Annotated in this window: 5 protein-coding genes; all 5 read left to right on the forward strand. The window is 45.3% G+C overall.

What is annotated here, in order from left to right; all coding sequences use genetic code 11:
• The first annotated feature begins 76 nt into the window (after nt 1-76).
• The 5 genes from H6H02_RS07660 to H6H02_RS07680 all read left to right on the forward strand — a co-directional run bounded on the left by H6H02_RS07660 (nt 77) and on the right by H6H02_RS07680 (nt 18,556).
• On the forward strand, nt 77-1,162 hold the full coding sequence (locus H6H02_RS07660) for an LLM class flavin-dependent oxidoreductase (RefSeq protein ID WP_190816237.1): 1,086 nt from the start codon (nt 77-79) through the stop codon (nt 1,160-1,162).
• A 3-nt stretch (nt 1,163-1,165) separates the two neighbouring features.
• Nucleotides 1,166-7,819, forward strand: a complete 6,654-nt coding sequence (locus tag H6H02_RS07665) for a non-ribosomal peptide synthetase (RefSeq protein ID WP_190816239.1) — start codon at nt 1,166-1,168, stop codon at nt 7,817-7,819.
• Between the two features lie 3 nt (nt 7,820-7,822).
• Entirely contained in the window at nt 7,823-12,613 is a 4,791-nt protein-coding gene (locus H6H02_RS07670; RefSeq protein ID WP_190816241.1) for a non-ribosomal peptide synthetase, read from the forward strand.
• Nucleotides 12,603-17,369 (forward strand): non-ribosomal peptide synthetase, encoded by a 4,767-nt coding sequence (locus H6H02_RS07675; protein WP_190816243.1) that lies wholly within the window; start codon nt 12,603-12,605, stop codon nt 17,367-17,369. Before H6H02_RS07670 ends, H6H02_RS07675 begins: the two co-directional genes overlap by 11 nt.
• Before the next feature lie 137 nt (nt 17,370-17,506).
• Nucleotides 17,507-18,556 carry a TauD/TfdA family dioxygenase gene (locus tag H6H02_RS07680; RefSeq protein WP_190816246.1) on the forward strand — a complete coding sequence of 350 codons (1,050 nt, stop codon included), beginning with the start codon at nt 17,507-17,509 and terminating at the stop codon, nt 18,554-18,556.
• Nucleotides 18,557-18,559: the final 3 nt, after the last annotated feature.

Here is an 18,559-nt window from a genome sequence, read left to right on the forward strand (position 1 = left end):
CCTTTCTCTGACGAAGAAAGCATCAACATATCCGATTTTACTGCCAATTACCGTTTCTAATTTCCAGCGAATCATTATGGAATTCAGCCTGCTATATTTCTCTGGGGATGGGTCAACAACCCAGTCAGATAAATATCATCTATTACTAGAAACAGCTAAGTTTGCTGACCGATATGATTTCTCGGCAGTATGGACTCCCGAACGTCATTTTCACCCGTTCGGGGGGCTGTATCCTAATCCATCCGTAATTAGTGCGGCGCTGGCAATGGTCACTGAGAAAATTCAGCTACGGTCTGGCAGTGTCGTTGTACCCTTACAGCATCCTGTGCGAGTCGCTGAAGAATGGGCTGTCGTTGATAATCTTTCTAACGGCAGGGTCAGTCTCTCTTTTGCCCCTGGTTGGCACGCCGATGATTTTTTGCTGTCTCCAGAAAATTATAGCGATCGCAAAGAAGTCATGTGGCAAGGTATTGAAACAGTACAGAAACTCTGGCAAGGTGAGGCAGTTGAATTCCGAAATGCTACTGGAAATAATGTCAAAGTAAATACATTTCCGAAACCAATCCAATCTAAATTATCAACTTGGATTACCTGCCAATCAGATAATACATTTATTGGAGCAGGCAAAATAGGCGCTAATGTCTTAACTTCTCTTTTATATGAAACGACCGATGATTTAGCTCAACAAATATCTCTTTATCGTGACTCTTTAGTTAAACATGGTCACGATCCAAAGTCTGGAAAAGTAGCCCTAATGTTGCATACTTTTATTGGAGAAGATAAAGAGCAAGTTAAGCAGAAAGTAAAAGAGCCTTTTTGTAACTACCTAAGAACGCATTTTGGATTAGTTGAAAACTTAGCAAAGAGAAGCGATTTTCAATTCAATCCAGAAAATTTTAGTGAAGACGATCGCCATAGCCTTTTAGCGTTTGCTTTTGAGCGCTATTTCCAAGGACGGGTGATGATTGGAACTTTAGAAACCTGCCGCCAAACGATTGAACACCAAAAAGAAATTGGCGTAGATGAAATCGCTTGTCTGATTGATTTCGGTTTAGATTTTGATTCGGTAATGACAAGCTTGTATAAATTGAAAGATTTAAAAGAAGAGTATCAAGTTAAACAATCAGTTGGGCAGTACTCAGCGCTAAGCTTTTTTGGGTGATCGATGATGAATAATATTTCTCAAAGAATTGCTGCTTTATCTCCGGAACAACGGGCGTTACTGGAACTGCGACTCAAGCAAAAAGGATTGAATACTGTTAAAACTCAAGCCATTTCTCAACGAAAAAATTCCGGCTCGTTGCCTTTGTCTTTTCATCAGCAACGGTTGTGGATAATTCATCAGCTAGAGCCAGATAGTCCTATTTACAACATCCCTATCGCCATACGATTGACGGGAATTTTAAATGTAAAAGCACTGGAACAAAGCCTGAATCAAATTCGGCAACGACACGAAGTTCTGCAAACCCGTTTTATTGAGGTGGAAGGGCAACCCGTACAGGAAAAATTTTCAGATTTGACGTTAAATCTACCCGTAATCGATTTGCGGAGGTTGCCTGAAAGCAAGCGACAGCAGTTGTTGCAAGAGGCAAAAAAAGAAGAAACTCAACGTCCTTTTGACCTATCACAAGAACCACTGCTGCGAGTGAAGCTGTTGCAGATGAGTGAGACAGAACACTTGATGTTGTTCACCATGCACCACATTGTTTCGGATGGGTGGTCTCGTGGTGTGATTATTCAAGAATTAGCATCATTGTATGAAGCAAATTGTCAAGGCAAACCTTCATCATTGCCTGAGCTTCCGATTCAGTATGCCGACTTTGCTGCATGGCAACGACAGTGGCTTGTGGGAGAAGTTCTCGAAACTCAGCTTAACTATTGGAAGCAACAATTAACGGGTGCTTCCCCAATTTTGGAACTGCCTACAGATAGACCGCGACCAACTGTTAATAGTTTTAGGGGCGCGAGGCAATTTTTCACCATTTCTCAACCGCTTGCCTCATCGCTGAGGGCGTTGAGTCAGCAGTCAGAAAGCACGCTGTTTATGACGCTATTAGCGGCTTTTAACACGCTGCTTTACCGCTATACGGGGCAGCAAGATATCTCGATTGGGACTCCCATGACCAATCGTACTCAGAGGGAAACCGAGCCGCTGATTGGGTTTTTTGTCAACACGTTAGTTTTACGCACGCTGCTGTCTGAAAACATAAGTTTTCGAGAATTGCTGGCGAGGGTGCGAGAAGCGGCGCTACAAGCTTATGCTCACCAGGATCTGCCCTTTGAAAGGCTGGTAGAGGAACTACAACCAAGTCGCGATCGCAGTTATACACCCCTGTTCCAGGTGATGTTTGCCCTCCACACTGCCCCCAAAACAGCGTTGCAGTTACCAGGTCTGAATTTGAGTCTGGTGGAGGTGGAAACTAGCACCGCCATGTTTGATTTGACGCTAGAGATAACGGATACCGAGCAAGGACTGACAGGGTCGTTGGAGTACAACACTGACTTATTCGATGCGACCACAATTACTCGGATGCTGGGGCATTTTCAAACGCTGCTAGAAGGCATTGTGGCGAATCCCGATTGCCGTTTGTCGGATTTGCCGTTATTGACAGAGGCTGAAAGATATCAGTTGTTAGTGGAGTGGAATCAGACTCAAACTGATTACCCCGCTGATAGCTGCTTTCATCAGTTGTTTGAACAGCAGGTCGAGAAAACACCGGATGCTGTTGCTATCGTCTTTGAGAACCAACACCTCACCTACAAACAGCTAAATGAACGTGCAAACCAACTAGCGCATTACCTGCAAAAACAGAGGATATCAACCGAGTCTCTGGTTGGCATCAGTGTAGAACGCTCTTTGGAGATGATGGTCGGACTTATCGGCATTCTCAAGGCAGGGGGTGCTTACGTGCCGTTAGACCCCTCCTATCCCCAAGAGCGCCTATCTTTCATGCTGTCAGACGCTCAGATGCCCGTGTTGTTAACTCAACAGCATTTGGTCGAAAAGTTACCTCACCACACCGCTAAAGTTATTTGTTTAGATACAGATTGGGATTGCATTGCCCAAGAAAGTATAGCCAGTCCCGCCAGTGAAGTTAACGCTGATAACCTCGCTTACGTCATCTATACTTCCGGTTCCACGGGTAAGCCAAAAGGAACATTAATTCTCCATCGAGGACTGGTTAATTACTTAAGTTGGTGTTCGCAAGCTTACGCCGTCGAAGCCGGAAAAGGCGCTCCGGTTCACTCTTCCCTGAGCTTCGATATGACGATTACCGGGTTATTTTCACCTTTATTAGTGGGGAATCGGGTAGTCTTGCTGTCTGAAGCGCAGGGTATCGAAGCGTTGAGTATTGCGCTGCGTCAGGGTGAGGACTTTAGTTTGGTTAAAATTACCCCTGCTCAGTTGGATTTGCTGCGTCATCAGTTAGCACCTGAAGAAGTGGCGGGTCGAACTAAAGCCTTTATTATTGGCGGCGAAAATCTTTTAGCTCAAAGCACTGCATTTTGGCAAAAATTTGCTCCGGATACTGTGTTGGTAAATGAATATGGCCCGACAGAAACGGTTGTTGGTTGCTGTATTTATCAAGTTCCTTTAGGCAAGCATCAATCTGGCTCGATTCCCATTGGTCGTCCAATTGCCAATACGCAACTTTATATTTTGGATCGGCATCTGCAACCTGTCCCGATTGGCGTAATTGGTGAGCTACATATCGGCGGTGCGGGAGTGGCGCGAGGGTATTTAAATCGTCCAGAATTGACAGCAGAGAAGTTTATTCCCAATCCGTTTGAGAACCTAACCCCCCAACCCCCTTCCCTGCGAGGGAAGGGGGAGTCCGGCTCCCCTCTCCTAGCAGGAGAGGGGTTGGGGGAGAGGTCTCGCCTCTATAAAACGGGGGATTTAGCGCGTTACCGAGCTGATGGAACGATTGAATATCTGGGAAGATGCGATCGCCAAATCAAGCTCAGAGGCTTTCGGATTGAACTAGAAGAAATAGAGTCGGTGCTAGCACAGCACCCGCAAATTCGAGACGTGGTGGTGCTAATTCGGGAAGATGAGGGAGCTAAATTGGTGGCTTATCTGGTTCCCAACTCAGCAGCAATCCCCACCGTTAGCGAATTGCGCTCTTACTTACAACAGAAACTGCCAGAGTATTCGATCCCATCTGCCTTTGTGACTTTGGAGTCTTTACCGCTTACTCCCAACGGCAAGGTAGATCGGCAAGGATTGCCTTCTCCGGGGGTATCCAGACCCAACTTAGACGATGCGTTTGTGGCACCTAGAACGCCCGCAGAGCAGGTGTTAGCGGAAATTTGGCGCGAAGTTCTCAACCTGGAGCAAGTTGGCATCCACGACAACTTCTTTGCTTTGGGTGGTGATTCGATTCGGAGTATACAAGTGCGATCGCTTGTGCAAAACCGAGGCTTAAATTTCTCGCTACAACAACTCTTTCAATATCAGACGATTTCCGAACTCGCACCACATCTAGAAGCAAGTGAAATTGAAAAGACTGCACCTGTCGCACCCTTTAGCTTAATTCCCGAAGCAGATCGTCAAAAATTACCCAATGAAATCGAGGACGCCTATCCCCTCACCAAGTTGCAAGCGGGGATGCTGTTCCATACCGAATACAGCCCAGAAACATCAGTTTATCACGACATTGTAAGCTTCCAGGTGCAAGCAACTTTTAACCTCGAAGCATTAAGAACAGCTATTAAATATCTAATCAGTCGTCATGCAGTGTTACGCACCTGCTTCGACTTAACTACTTTCAAAGAACCTCTGCAACTTGTTCATCAGACAGTTGAAGTTCCTCTGCAAGTAGAGGATTGGCGTCATTCTGAACAAGCAGATGCACTCACTCACTGGTTTGAAATCGAAAAAAGCCGAAACTTTGATTGGACTCGTCCGCCGCTACTGAAATTTCACGTACATCGCCGCAGTGAGGCAACCTTTCAACTTACTCTCAGCTTCCACCATGCTATTCTCGATGGTTGGAGTGTCGCTTCGTTATTCTCTGAGTTGTTTCAACAGTATTCTGCTTTGCTGGAAGGCAAAGAAACGCTGGCAGTTTTGCCATCACCCGTTAGTCATTTTCGAGACTTTGTATCTTTAGAACGGGAAGCGATCGCGTCCGAGGAATGTCGCCACTTTTGGAGCGAAAAGTTAAAAGACAGCACGATTACTAAACTGCCTCGCTGGTTTCCTTCCGCTGAAGAAACGCATCGAAAGAAATCTTGCGCGGAGGAAATTTTCCTCTCTTCTGAGACTTCCGCAAGTTTAAAGCAACTCGCTGAATCCGCAGGCGTTCCCCTAAAAAGTATTCTACTTGCAGCACATCTGCGAGTATTAAGTTTGTTGAGCGGTCAATCAGCCGTTTTAACTGGATTAGTCTCCAATGGCAGACTAGAAAAAAAAGATGGGGAAAAGGTTCTAGGACTTTTCTTGAACACGCTACCATTTTGCCAAGAATTGCCAGGAGGAACCTGGATAGATTTGGTAAAACAAACCTTTGCCTCTGAGCGGGAGTTGCTCCCTTTCCGTCGCTATCCTCTGCCAGAATTGCAGACTGTTCTAAATAGAGAATTGCTTTTTGAAACGGCTTTTAACTTCACTCATTTTCATATTTATGAAAGTGTTTTGGGGTTGGAAAATATTGACATAGTAGATGCAGCGTTCTTTGAAGAGACAAATTTTGCTTTAATTGCTAATTTTGTTTTGAATCCAGTAAGCGATCGCGTTCAAGTCAAACTGGAATATCAAGCATCATTTTCTCTACAAGAAAGAGAGGCGATTAGGGGATATTACGCTAAGACTCTTGAAGTCATGGCAAGCCAACCTTCAGCACGTTATGAGTTATCCACTCTACTTTCTGAACCAGAACAACATCAGTTACTCGTAGAATGGAACGACACTCAGGTTTATTACCCGAAAGAGGCGTGTCTCCATCAATTAATTGCTGCTCAGGTAGAGAAAACACCAGATGCTGTTGCTGTTGTCTTTGAAGGCAAACAATTAACTTATCAAGAATTAAATCAACAAGCCAACCAAGTAGCGCATCGCTTGCAAAAGCTAGGCGTAAAACCAGAAGTTTTGGTTGGTATTTGTATGGAACGTTCCCTAGAAATGGTGGTGGGATTACTTGGCATTCTGAAAGCGGGTGGAGCTTATGTTCCTCTCGATCCATCCTATCCTCCAGAACGTCTAGCTTTCATGCTGTCAGATTCTCAAGTAACCGTGCTGTTAACTCAACAGCATTTAGTTGAAAATCTTCCCAAACACAAAACAAAAATTGTGTGTCTGGATGCAGATTGGGAAATTATTTCCCAAGAAAGCTTAGAAAATCCTTCAAGCAGCGTGAGTGCGGAAAATTTAGCCTACGTTATTTACACCTCTGGTTCAACAGGAACTCCTAAAGGGGCCATGAATACCCATCGCGGTATCTGCAATCGCTTACTGTGGATGCAAGATACTTATCAACTAACACAAACTGACCGAGTTTTACAGAAAACGCCCTTCAGCTTTGATGTTTCTGTATGGGAATTCTTTTGGCCTTTGATAACTGGTTCTCGTCTGGTTGTCGCTAAACCAGGAGGACATCAAGATAGCGCTTATTTAGTGGAGCTGATTGCCCAAGAGCAAATCACTACCATTCATTTTGTGCCGCCAATGCTTCAGGTTTTCCTAGAAGAACCGGAATTAGAAAAATGTCAATGTCTCAAACGAGTGATTTGTAGCGGTGAGGCTCTACCATACGAACTCCAGCAACGCTTTTTTGAGCGGTTGGACGCTCAATTACACAATCTTTATGGCCCAACGGAAGCAGCCATTGATGTCACGTATTGGGCTTGTCAACGGGACAGCGAACTCCCTATCGTTCCGATTGGTCGCGCGATCGCCAATACTCAACTTTATATCCTCGATCGCCGCCTGCAACCTGTCCCCGTAAGTGTGGCTGGGGAACTCCACATCGGCGGCGTTGGCTTAGCGCGAGGCTATCTCAATCGTCCTGATTTGACACAAGAGAAGTTTATTCCTAATCCGTTTAAAAACCTAACGATTCAGCCCCCTTCCTTAGCAGGGGACTCTTTGGGGGAGAGTCGCCTATACAAAACTGGAGATTTGGCGCGTTATCTACCTGATGGCAATATTGAGTTTCTCGGCAGAATTGACAATCAGATAAAACTGCGGGGTTTTCGCATCGAACTGGGAGAAATTGAAGCAGCGCTGATGCAGCACCCGGCTATTCGAGAAACAGTGGTTTTGTTGCGGGAGGATAACTCAGGTGACAAGCGTTTAGTCGCTTACATTGTGCCGAAAGAACAAGCACCCGGCATTCACGATCTACGCGACTTCTTGAAGCAGAAACTGCCGAGTTATATGGTGCCATCTGCCTTCATGTTTTTAGAGGCTTTACCTTTAACTGCAAATGGCAAAATCGAGCGTCGAGCATTACCTGCACCGGAAAATCTATCTTCATCGGCAGTTGCTTATATAGCTCCCCGGAATCCGGTTGAAGAAAAGCTAGCGCAACTTTGGACTGAAGTTCTCGACCTTGAGCGGGTAGGCATTCACGACAACTTCTTTGAGTTAGGCGGTAATTCTTTAGTAGCAACTCAACTGATTTCTAAGGTTCGTCGCACATTTCAAGTAGAAATTCCTTTGCGAAATCTATTTGAATTGCCAACAATTGCTGGACTTGCTGAAAGCATTTCCCATACTAAAGAAAGTAACGTTGATGCTCAGGAAGCGGCGATTCAGCCAATTTCCAGAACGGCTCGGCGCGGTTCCCATAATCAATCAAAAAAGGGAGAGTAAACGATGACATTGCATTCTTCCTGGGACGCTACAACAGACATTCAAGAAACAGACATTCAAGAAGACGATATTTTTGTTCTTCCGACTTCTTTTGCACAAGCAAGATTGTGGTTTCTGGATCAATTTGAACCAGGCAGCCCTTTCTACAACATTCCTGCCGCTGTCCGTCTTACAGGGAAGCTGAATGTTGTCGCTTTGGAGCAAAGTCTCAATGAAATGGTGCAACGTCATGAAGCTTTGCGGACGACGTTTGCGGTTGAAGATGGTCAGCCAGTGCAAGTTATCAGAACCAACATAACTCTAAACTTGCTGATTTTAGATTTAACAGCGCTACCAATAACTGAGCGAGAAGCTGAGATTTATGCAAGAGCAAATGCAGAGATTCAACAACCTTTTGATTTAACGCAAATTCCTCTGTGGCGAGTCACGCTGTTACGAATGGATGAAGCAGATCATGTGTTGCTACTGACCATGCACCATATCATCTCTGATGGTTGGTCTTTGGCGGTATTTCTGCGAGAAATGGCAGCACTTTACGAAGCCTTTTCTAATAGCAACCCGTCACCCCTTCCGGAACTTCCAATTCAGTATGCAGACTTTGCTGTTTGGCAGCGTGACTGGCTTCAGGGGAAAGTTTTGGAAACTCAGCTCAATTACTGGAAACAACAATTGAGCGGTTCTTTGCCAGTGCTGCAACTGCCAAGCGATCGCCCTCGACCGGCGATTCAGTCTTACACGGGGAAAAAGCAATTTTTTGTCCTATCCAAAACCTTGACAGCAGCCCTCAAATCGCTAAGTCAGCAAACGGGTGTGACTTTGTTTATGACACTGCTGGCGGCATTCAAGACGCTAGCACACCGTTACACAAACCAAGATGACCTGATTGTGGGGAGCGCGATCGCTAATCGCAACCGAGCGGAAGTTGAGGGATTAATCGGGTTATTTGTCAATACCTTGGTGCTGCGAACAGATTTAAGTGGCAATCCCACTTTCAAAGAGTTACTAAATCGGGTTCGGGAAGTAACGTTAGGTGCTTATGCTCACCAGGATTTGCCCTTTGAAAAGCTTGTCGAAGAACTACAACCAGAGCGGGATTTGAGCCAAAATCCTCTGTTTCAGGTGTGGTTTGCTTTAAACAATGCTCCCATGCCAGCGATGCAGCTAGCATCGGGACTAACCGTAACTCCCTTGGAAGTGGACAGTGGTACGGCACAGTTCGATTTGAGCCTGGATATGGTCGAACGGGGAGAAGAATTGATTGGCTCGTTTGAGTACAACACCGATTTGTTCGACGCGACCACGATTACTCGCATGGTGGGGCATTTCCAAACCTTGCTCGAAGGCATTGTTGCTGATTGCGATCGCCACCTATCACATTTGCCACTCCTGACAGAAGCCGAACGACATCAGTTGCTAGTCCAATGGAATGACACCCAAGAGAGTTCCCCGATAAATCTCTGTATTCATCAGTTATTTGAAGCGCAAGTAGAGAAGACACCTAATGCGATCTCTGTCGTATTTGAGAACCAGCAACTAACCTATGTAGAACTCAATGCCAAAGCGAATCAACTAGCGCATCACTTGCAAAAACTAGGGGTAAAACCAGAAGTTTTGGTGGGTATCTGTGTAGAACGCTCCCTAGAGATGATTGTCGGAATTTTAGGCATTCTCAAAGCGGGTGGTGCTTATGTACCGCTAGACCCTGCCTATCCTTCAGAGCGCTTGGCTTTCATGTTGTCAGATACCCAAGTGCCCGTGTTGCTGACTCAACATCTGCTGTTAAAGAGTTTGCCTCAACACAAAGCAAAAGTTGTGTGTCTGGATGCAGACTGGGAGGTAATTTCACAAAATAGTACCAAGAATCCACTTACCAAAGTGACTGCTGATAACCTGGCATATATCATCTATACCTCCGGTTCTACTGGCAAAGCGAAAGGAGTGATGATTCAGCATAGCAGCCTGGTTAGTATCTATCTAGCTTGGGAGGACACTTATCAACTTCGCGCTGCCCAAAGTTGTCACCTTCAGATGGCGAATTTTTCCTTTGATGTATTTACAGGAGACTTAATTCGGGCATTATGTTCTGGTGGAAAGTTGGTTCTGTGCCCCCGCGAATTATTGCTAGAGCCGCCAAAACTTTATGAATTGATGCTCCGGAAAAAGGTAAATTGTGCTGAATTTGTCCCGGCTGTTTTGAGGTGCTTAGTTCAATATTTAGAAGAAAACAATAAGCGCCTCGACTTTATGCGGATGCTAATTTGTGGCTCTGATAGTTGGTATGTACGAGAGTATGAAAAAATCCGCCAATTTTGTGGAAGTCAGACGCGACTGATTAACTCTTTTGGCTTAACGGAAGCCACGATTGATAGTTCTTATTTTGAAGGAACGTCTAATTTATCGAGTGAGCAGTTAGTACCGATTGGGCGTCCCTTTGCCAACACTCAGCTTTACATCTTAGACTCCCATTTACAGCCACTACCTGTCGGCGTTCCTGGCGAACTTTATGTTGGCGGTGCTGGCTTGGCGCGGGGTTATCTCAACCGTCATGAGTTGACACAAGAGAAGTTTATTTTTAATCCTTTTAGAGTAAGAAACTCATCCCCTAGCCCCCTCTTCGCAAGCAGAGTGGGGGGAAAAGAAATCTGTAATGAGCCAGAGTCCCGCCTCTATAAAACTGGGGATTTGGCGCGGTTTCTACCTGATGGAAATGTTGAGTTTATTGGCAGAATTGACTATCAAGTAAAAATTCGCGGCTACCGGATTGAGCTAGGAGAAATTGAGGGGGTGTTAAGTCAACATCCAGAAGTGCGTGAGGCTGTGGTTTTAGCGGACGAAAATGAATCCGGAAACCAACGCTTGATTGCTTATATAGTCAGCCATCTTGGCAAGGTTGAATTAGGACAGGCGCACGGAGATACGTCCTTACAAGATGCAGAATTTCTCAAAGAATTGCGTAGCTTCTTGAAGGAAAAACTACCGCATTATATGGTGCCATCGGCTTTTGTGTTGTTGGAGGCTTTACCACTAACACCGAATGGTAAATTAGATAGGCGATCGCTTCCAGTTCCAGATCTCACTCGTTCCCCAACTGAAGCAGCTTACACCGCACCTCAAACCACAAGGGAAGAAGTTCTGGCGAGAGTTTGGTCGCAGGCTCTGGGAGTTGATAAAATTGGCATTCACGATAACTTCTTTGAGTTAGGTGGAGATTCTATCTTGAGTCTTCAGATAATCTCTAAAGCGCGTGATGCAGGACTTCAGCTAAGTCCAAAACAAATTTTTCAATATCAGACAATTGCAGAGTTAGCGGCGGTAGCGGGTACCACCCAAACGATAATTGAAGCTGAACAAGGTATCGTGACTGGATCAGTGCTTCTGACACCAATTCAGCAATGGTTCTTTGAACAAAATTTACTCGATGCTCACCACTGGAATCAGGCAGTTTTGCTAGAAACCAGGCAAAAATTAGATATTACTTGGTTGGAGAAGTCGGTACAGGCACTACTGAGACATCACGATGCACTGCGATTGCGTTTTGTCAAAGATGCATCCGGTTGGCAACAGTTTCACGCTAATGTTGATGAAGTAATACCACTCATCAAACTTGATTTTTCTAACCTATCAGAAACCCAACAAAAACAAGCAATTGAAGATACGGCTAATGAACTTCAAGCTAGCTTAAATTTATCTGAAGGGTCGCTGATTCGAGTTGCTTTATTTCAGCTTGGCGACAATCAACCGAACCGTTTGCTGATTGTCATTCATCACTTAGCGGTTGATGGTGTTTCCTGGCGAGTTCTACTTGAAGATTTACAGACAAGTTACGAACAAATCAGTCAAGGCAAATCAAGTCAGCTTCCGCCTAAAACAACTTCGTTTAAACAGTGGTCTGAAAAATTACGAGAGTATGCAAATTCAGCCGCATTAAAGCAAGAACTAAATTATTGGTTGGCAGAATTACAAAAACCGATTTCTTGCTTACCCGTAGATGCTAACGGAATCAATACAATGGCTACGGCTCAAACTGTATCCGTTAGCTTGAGCCAAGACGAAACTCAAGCTCTATTACAAGAGGTTCCCAAGGTTTATAACACCCAAATAAACGATGTGTTACTAACTGCTTTGGGACAAGCTTTTTCGCAATGGACGGGGATGGATTCGGTTCTCGTGGATCTGGAGGGGCATGGACGAGAGACGTTCTCTGAATCAATTGATTTATCTCGCACGGTAGGCTGGTTTACTTCAGTCTTTCCCGTGTTGCTGACGGGTAAAAATAGCCAACCCGGAGAAGCTTTAAAAGCAGTTAAAGAACAACTGCGCCGGATTCCCAATCGTGGCTTTGGCTATGGGGTGTTGCGCTACCTCAGCAGCGAAGAAATCGCCTTGAAACTAAAAGCGTTACCTCAAGCGGAGGTAACTTTCAACTATCTCGGTCAATTTGACCAAAGTTTACCGCCATCCTCGCTATTTAAAATCGCCTCCGAATCTACTGGAAACCTTTACAGCCCACGGGGAAGCCGAGCCTATCTATTAGAAATTAATGGATTCGTTGCAGTCGGTCAACTGCGCCTGGAATGGAGTTTTAGCGAAGCCGTACATCGCCGGGAAACGGTGCAGAGACTGGCTGAGGGATATATAGAAGCGTTGCGATCGCTTATTGCCCACTGTCAATCTCCAGAAGCAGGCGGCTACACTCCCTCAGACTTTATCGCCGCCAAAGCTAGTACCAGCGACTTTGATAAGTTGCTTGCCCAAATTAGTCAATCTACCAAAGGCAGCCGCCATGAAAGTTGAAAATTTAGAAGACATTTACGAACTTTCACCGATGCAGCAGGGGTTGCTGTTTCATACGCTGTATGCCCCGGAATCGGGAATGTATTTCGAGCAGTATAGCTGGACGGTGCAAGGAGATTTTAATACCTTGGCGTTTAAGCAAGCTTGGCAACAAGTAATCGACAGACATCCGATTTTGCGGACTGCCTTCTTTTGGGAAGATTTGGAAAAGCCTTATCAAGTGGTGTACCGCCAAGCTGAACTGATTTGGGAGGAACAAGATTGGCGGCAAATGTCGCGGGATTTGCAAGCAGAATGGTTAGAAATGTTTTTGCAAGCAGATCGCGATCGCGATTTCGACCTTTCCCAAGCCCCCTTGATGCGTCTCGCCTTGATCCAATTGGCAAATGATGCCTATCAAGTGGTTTGGAGCCATCACCACATCCTTTTAGATGGTTGGTCGGGTCCCTTGGTATTTAAGGAAGTTTACGCCTTTTATCAAGCCTTCTGCCAAGGTCAAGAATTACACCTACAACGCCCCCGTCCGTTCCGGGAATACATTACCTGGCTCCAACAGCAAGACTTATCGAAAGCGGAAGCGTTCTGGAGAAAGACACTGCAAGGCTTTACCGCACCGACTCCTCTAGGGCTAGACCGGATGCACAACCAGGCGAGTCTAGAAAAGAACGAGAACGAGCAGCAAATCAAGCTATCGCAGTCTGTCAGCGCGGCTCTCGAATCCTTAGCACGGCAGCATCGCTTAACGATTAACACCTTAGTGCAAGGCGCTTGGGCGATTCTGCTGAGTCGCTACAGCGGCGAACAGGATGTCGTCTTTGGGGCAATTTCTTCTGGGCGTCCAACCGATTTGGTGGGAGTAGAATCCATTGTCGGGATGTTTGTCAACACCTTGCCAATGCGGGTAGATGTCAATCCTGAAGCCGAGCTTTTGCCCTGGTTAAATCGTTTCCAAGCTCAACAAGCGGAGATGCGTCAGTACGAGTACAGTCCGCTTGTCAAAATTCAGGGATGGAGTGAAATTCCTGCCAACATATCTTTCTTTGAAAGCATCGTTACCTTAGAGAACTATCCCGTTGAACCCGAACAATGGGAAGAAAATCAGAACCTAAAGATATACAATTTGCAGGTTTTTGAGAAGACAAACTATCCCCTAACGATCATGGCAGGAACGGGAACCCAGTTGTTGCTCAAAATTTTGTACGACGATCGCCGTTTTGATGCCGCCACAATTACTCGGATGCTAGGGCATTTCCAAATATTGTTGGAAAGCATTGCGGCTAATCCTAATCAGCGTCTTGCTGACTTGCCAATTTTGACCGCGTCAGAACGGTATCAGTTGTTGGTGGAGTTTAACCAAACTCAATATTGTTTGGCAAACCCAACCCCCCAGCCCCCTTCCCTCGCAGGGAAGGGGGAGCATGACTCCCCTCTCCTTGCAGGAGAGTGGCAGAGGGAGAGGTTAACCCAAGAGTATAGCTACTCGGCTCAATCCCCAATTAGGCAGTGCATTCATCAGTTATTTGAAAAACAAGTAGAACGAACACCAGACGCTGTTGCAGTAGTTTTTGAAAACCAACAACTCACCTACGCCGAACTCAACAATCGAGCGAATCAACTCGCACATCATCTACAGAAACTCGGCGTGAAGCCAGAAGTTTTAGTAGGGATTTTTGTAGAGCGTTCCCTAGAAATGGTTATTGGAATTTTAGGAATTCTCAAAGCGGGTGGCGCTTATGTACCCTTAGATCCTGCTTATCCTCCAGAGCGCTTGGCTTTCATATTGTCAGATGCTCAAGTCCAAGTGTTGTTAACTCAACAACAGCTAGTAGCCTCGCTTCCTAAAACGTCAGCTAAAGTCGTTTGTCTTGATTGTGAGTGGGAACTTATCGCCCAAGAAAGCCAAGACAATGTTAAGGGTGAAACGACAGGCGAAAACCTGGCTTATGTAATTTATACATCGGGTTCCACAGGTAAACCCAAAGGCGTATTAATTAATCACTCAAATATTGTTCGCCTATTTGCCGCTACCGAATCGCGGTTTCATTTCAACCAACAAGAAGTTTGGACGCTGTTTCACTCTTATGCCTTTGACTTCTCGGTTTGGGAAATTTGGGGAGCCTTAATTTACGGCGGACGGTTAGTAGTAGTGCCTTACTGGGTTAGCCGTTCGCCGGAAGCTTTTTATGAATTGTTGTGCAAAGAACGAGTTACAGTTCTCAACCAAACTCCTTCAGCTTTTCGACAACTAATTCAAGTAGAGCAATCTTTAACAACTCCTAGAAACTTGGCTTTGCGTTGGGTTATTTTTGGAGGGGAAGCACTAGAACTTCAAAGCTTAAAACCCTGGTGCGAGCGCCACGGAGATCGATTTCCTCAATTGGTGAATATGTACGGGATTACGGAAACCACCGTACACGTCACTTTTCGCCCAATAACAACAGCCGATTTGCGCGAAGATGCAGGAAGTGTAATTGGCATTCCCATCCCTAATTTGCAGGTTTATGTACTAGATGCACACCAAAATCTTCTGCCTATTGGCGTTCCGGGTGAGATGTATGTCGGGGGTGCGGGTTTAGCGCGGGGTTATCTGAATCGCCCTGAACTGACAGCAGAAAAGTTCATTCCCAATCCATTTTTACAGCAGTCAGAAAAGTCGGAATTACTGTACAAAACTGGAGATTTAGCGAGATATCTCCCGAATGGTGAATTGGAATATTTGGGACGCATCGACCACCAAGTTAAAGTGCGGGGCTTCCGGATTGAACTGGGCGAAATTGAAGCGGTACTCAGCCAACATCCAGCCGTGCAGCAAACGGTAGTGATTGCCAGAGAGGATAATTCTAGCTATAAGAATTTAGTTGCTTATGTCGTACCGATGCCAGCGGAAGCTGCAACAACACCCTTACAACTGCGCTCATTCCTCAAGGAGAAGCTACCCGATTACATGGTACCTTCTGCCTTTGTACTGCTAGAGGCAATTCCTTTAACACCCAACGGAAAAATCGATCGACGCTTATTAAATACCCTTGGCAAAATAAACCCCTACCTTGAAAAAAACTTTGTTGCGCCACGTACACCCATTGAACAAGCAGTTGCCGATATTTATGCTCAAATTCTAAATTTACAGCAGGTAGGATGCTCTGATAACTTCTTTGAATTAGGCGGTCACTCGCTACTCGCTATGCAAGTAACTTCCCGGCTGCGGGAAACTTTCCAAGTCGAATTACCGCTACGGACTTTATTTGAGTCACCAACTGTTGCGGAATTAGCTGAAGTAATTTCCTCAACTCAGAAAGCAAAACAAACTTTAAATTCTAGTTCTATTGCACGGGTTTCCCGCAATCAGCCACTACCCCTATCTTTTGCTCAACAACGATTGTGGTTTCTCGATAATTTAGAACCCGGTTTGCCTGACTATAATATTCCTGCACCAGTTCGCCTAATAGGGCAATTAGACGTTGCGGCACTAGAGCAAAGCTTTAACGAAATTGTGCGGCGACACGAAATATTTCGCACCCGTTTCGTGATGGAAGGGCAACCGATTCAAGAAATTGCTCCTAGTATGAAAGTGACATTTCCTGTTATCGACTTGCAAGCATTTCCAGAGGCGGATCGAGAAGGAAAAATTAAACAACTAATTGCCCAAGAAGCATTAAAACCCTTCGATTTAACTCAAGCACCCCTGTTTCGGATTAAACTGCTGCAACTCGGTGAGGAAGAGCATATTTTAGTTCTCGTCCTGCACCATATCATCTTCGATTTGTGGTCAATTGGGGTGCTGTTGCAAGAAGTGACTGAACTCTACAAAGCTTTTACGACTGGGGAAATTTCTTTGCTGCCTGAATTACCAATCCAATATGCTGATTTTGCGGTTTGGCAGCGGCAATATCTCCAAGGAGAGGTGCTGGAAAAGCATTTGAGTTATTGGAAACAGCAATTAAGCGGTAATTTACTATTAGAATTCCCAAGCGATCGCTCTAGATCCGCCGTTCAGTCAAATCGAGGTGCTATCCATTGTTTTGCCTTTCCCAAGGATTTGAGCGATGCAATTCAAGCTTTCAGCCAGCGGGAAGGAGCTACCTTATTTATGACGCTTTCGGCAGCGTTTAAAACCTTGCTCTATGCCTACACGGGACAGCAAGATATCCTCATCGGATCGCCGATTGCCAATCGCGATCGCGTTGAACTAGAGCCACTCATTGGATTCTTTGTCAATACCTTAGTTCTTCGCACTGATTTATCTGGAAATCCCAGCTTTCGAGAATTATTAGCACGGGTGCGCGAAGTCACTTTAGGCGCTTATGCTCACCAAGATTTGCCATTTGAGAAGTTAGTAGAGGCGCTACAACCCAATCGTAAACAAAGTGAATTTCCCTTGTTTAAGGTATGGTTCGCGCTGGAAAATGCTCCAATTCCAGATGTAAAACTGCCGAAATTAACGCTTAGTTCAGTTGAATTTTACAGCGGTATCGCACGATACGACTTAAGACTGGGATTAACGGAGACAGGCGCAGGTTTAAGAGGCTCATTAGAGTACAAAACTGAGTTATTCGATGCTGCAACGATTGCTCGAATCGTCGAACATTTAGAAGCTATTGTGCGCCAAGCCGTGGCACAACCAGAGATTAAATTAGAACAACTTGCAGCAATAATTACGCAAGCCGAACAACAACAGCAAATCGCCCAAGAAAAAGAACTCGCACAAACTAGCCTGCAAAAGTTAAAGCGAGTTAAACGTAAGGCACTGCATGGATAGAACCTAACCCCCCAAGCCCTTCCCTTGCAGGGAAGGGGGAGGCGGAAGATCCTCTACTACGAGGATAGGGGTTAGGGATAGGTCAGATCGGGAGTTACGCACAATATTCTGCTTTCTGCAAGAAACTAAGTATGACAATGAACATCCCAAAATCGCCCAAACTCAGCCTTAAAAAAGTAGGGACCGCCCAGAGAAAATCAATTACTGTCTCAGAAGGTGAATTGATTAAAGTAGCACCCCTACAACCTAACCAACCTTTGCCGCTCGTTATCGAACCAATAGTAGACGGCTTAGACTTAATTAGTTGGATGCGAAATAATCGTTTATTTATTGAGACTCAACTTCCCAATTCTGGAGGAATACTCTTCCGCAACTTCAAAATTAATGGGATTGAAGTATTTGAGCAGTTCGTTAAAGCCAGTTCTGATGGTAAACTTTTACCGTATCAAGAAGGTTCATCACCGCGTACTCTGGTGAAGGACAATGTTTATACTTCCACCGACTATCCAGCCGATCAAACTATCTTTCTTCACAGCGAACTTTCCTACGCCAATATATGGCCTTTAAAGATTTATTTTCATTGTGTAAAGGCTGCGGAACAAGGTGGAGAAACGCCAATTGCGGATATTCGGAAAGTCTGCGATCACATTTCCCCCAAAACACGCGATCGCTTTCTCCAAAAACAAGTGATGTATGTTCGCAACTTTAGCGGTGGACTCGGACTTCCCTGGCAAAAAGCGTTTCAAACTTCAGATAAAACCGTTGTCGAAGCATACTGTCATGAGAACGGCATTGAGATGGAGTGGAAAGAAGGCGACAAGCTGCGAACTCGTCAAATTCGTCCGGCGGTAGTTAACCACCCGAAAACTGGCGAAACAGTTTGGTTTAATCATGCAGCTTTCTTTCACGTATCAACGCTAGAAGCAAAAATTCGCCAAGCATTGTCAGCCTTTTCGGAAATTGAGCTTCCCTATAACACTTATTACGGAGATGGTTCCCCCATTGAACCCGAAGTTTTAGAGGAAATTCGTTCCGCTTATCGCCAAGAAACTGTGATGTTTCCTTGGCAAGCCGGAGATATTTTGATGCTCGACAATATGTTAACGGCTCACGGAAGAACACCCTTCGCCGGTTCGCGCCAAGTTGTTGTAGGCATGGCTGAACCTTTTAGCAGCAGCCATATTTAATAC

The sequence above is a fragment of the Coleofasciculus sp. FACHB-1120 genome, from assembly GCF_014698845.1.
In the GTDB taxonomy this organism is placed as follows: domain Bacteria; phylum Cyanobacteriota; class Cyanobacteriia; order Cyanobacteriales; family FACHB-T130; genus FACHB-T130.